Genomic DNA, 1,731 nt, shown 5'->3' with positions numbered 1-1,731 from the left:
GGTTTATTTCGCATGCAAACCTTTAAATTTTCTAAGCCTGGCTTTTAGAAAAAAGAAATAATCTCTACTATACTTGATATTGTATAATCTTAGCTTGATAGTGATGGGGTATAAGCACAGGGACAGGGATTTTCGTGAGTTGTTAAAGAAAGTTGATGCACCACGTTTTTGTAAACGAATGATTAATGAAGAGAAGGAAAAAAAGATTTATAAGTATGAATGTATGGAGTGTTCACTTCAATATGTAAGAAGGCGTCAAATAAATACAAAAAGATATGTCTGTGGAAAGTGTAAAGGGAAACTCAAACCGATATCGAAAACATCTTGACAGTAAAAACGCAATCCAGTATATTATAAACATGTCACGTTTGAACAAGATGTTGTTAAAAACTTCTTGACTTACAGAGAGAATTTTTATAAGATACAAATTGTCTTCATTATTCCGCAGTAGCTCAGTGGTAGAGCTATCGGCTGTTAACCGATCGGTCGTAGGTTCGAGTCCTACCTGCGGAGCCATACAGAGAAGTACCCAAGTGGCTCAAGGGGCTCCCCTGCTAAGGGAGTAGATCGCTAACGCGGTGCGAGGGTTCGAATCCCTTCTTCTCTGCCATACATATTGGCCCGTTGGTCAAGTGGTTAAGACACCGCCCTTTCACGGCGGTAACACGGGTTCGAATCCCGTACGGGTCACCACTTCGGAGGATTAGCTCAGCTGGGAGAGCACCTGCCTTACAAGCAGGGGGTCGGCGGTTCGATCCCGTCATCCTCCACCATATAATTTTATATGAATAGTATTGTCGCGGGGTGGAGCAGCACGGTAGCTCGTCGGGCTCATAACCCGAAGGTCGCAGGTTCAAATCCTGTCCCCGCAACCAAATGGTCCCGTGGTGTAGTGGTTAACATGCCTGCCTGTCACGCAGGAGATCGCCGGTTCGACCCCGGTCGGGACCGCCATTTTAACTTCTGCTATATAGCAGTTGTTTTTTATTGGATATTATGTTACAATAACATTTGTCTTTGAAAAGAAGATAATTATTTCGATGGGCTATAGCCAAGCGGTAAGGCAACGGACTTTGACTCCGTCATGCGCTGGTTCGAATCCAGCTAGCCCAGCCATTTACGAGCCATTAGCTCAGTTGGTAGAGCATCTGACTTTTAATCAGAGGGTCGAAGGTTCGAGTCCTTCATGGCTCACTTTTGTTTTTTTCGCGCGGTCGTGGCGGAACGGCAGACGCGCTAGGTTGAGGGCCTAGTGGGGGAAACCCCGTGGAGGTTCAAGTCCTCTCGGCCGCATCAAAAAAATCTTAAAAAAGTACTTGCATTTGAAAATGTAGTATGATAAGATAATTGAGTCGCCAAATTACAACGACGAAAAAACATCATGAATAAGCGCCCGTAGCTCAATTGGATAGAGCGTTTGACTACGGATCAAGAGGTTAGGGGTTCGACTCCTCTCGGGCGCGCCAATTACGGGAAGTGGCTCAGCTTGGTAGAGCACCTGGTTTGGGACCAGGGGGTCGCAGGTTCAAATCCTGTCTTCCCGACCACGCGGGTGTAGTTTAGTGGTAAAACAAGAGCCTTCCAAGCTCTGGTCGAGAGTTCGATTCTCTTCACCCGCTTTTAGTTCTTTGAAAACTGAACGAAACAAACAACGTGAAACGTCAATTTTTATTTTAGATGCTAGACAAACTAACTTTATTGGAGAGTTTGATCCTGGCTCAGGATGAACGC

12 tRNA genes and 1 pseudogene are annotated in these 1,731 nt (G+C 45.2%); all 13 read left to right on the top strand.

Annotated elements, in window-relative coordinates:
* Positions 1-103: 103 nt before the first annotated feature.
* Positions 104-328: pseudogene (locus MR168_RS32815) on the top strand (zinc ribbon domain-containing protein); the annotation flags it as partial.
* Between the two features lie 113 nt (positions 329-441).
* Positions 442-516: transfer RNA gene (locus tag MR168_RS32810), tRNA-Asn, on the top strand.
* A gap of 3 nt (positions 517-519) precedes the next feature.
* Positions 520-610, top strand: a tRNA-Ser gene (locus MR168_RS32805).
* 8 nt (positions 611-618) lie between these two features.
* Positions 619-693: transfer RNA gene (locus MR168_RS32800), tRNA-Glu, on the top strand.
* 4 nt (positions 694-697) lie between these two features.
* Positions 698-773, top strand: a tRNA-Val gene (locus MR168_RS32795).
* Between the two features lie 25 nt (positions 774-798).
* A tRNA-Met gene (locus MR168_RS32790) sits at positions 799-875 on the top strand.
* A 3-nt stretch (positions 876-878) separates the two neighbouring features.
* A tRNA-Asp gene (locus tag MR168_RS32785) sits at positions 879-954 on the top strand.
* A gap of 87 nt (positions 955-1,041) precedes the next feature.
* Positions 1,042-1,116, top strand: a tRNA-Gln gene (locus MR168_RS32780).
* A 5-nt stretch (positions 1,117-1,121) separates the two neighbouring features.
* Positions 1,122-1,194: transfer RNA gene (locus tag MR168_RS32775), tRNA-Lys, on the top strand.
* Positions 1,195-1,210: 16 nt separating this feature from the next.
* Positions 1,211-1,293: transfer RNA gene (locus MR168_RS32770), tRNA-Leu, on the top strand.
* 96 nt (positions 1,294-1,389) lie between these two features.
* Positions 1,390-1,466, top strand: a tRNA-Arg gene (locus MR168_RS32765).
* A 4-nt stretch (positions 1,467-1,470) separates the two neighbouring features.
* Positions 1,471-1,547, top strand: a tRNA-Pro gene (locus tag MR168_RS32760).
* A 1-nt stretch (position 1,548) separates the two neighbouring features.
* Positions 1,549-1,619, top strand: a tRNA-Gly gene (locus tag MR168_RS32755).
* Positions 1,620-1,731: the final 112 nt, after the last annotated feature.

Origin of the sequence: Bacillus cereus group sp. BfR-BA-01356, from assembly GCF_022663635.1 — a bacterium.
GTDB classification, from domain to species: domain Bacteria; phylum Bacillota; class Bacilli; order Bacillales; family Bacillaceae_G; genus Bacillus_A; species Bacillus_A cereus.
This window is presented reverse-complemented; position numbering and strand designations above follow the sequence as displayed.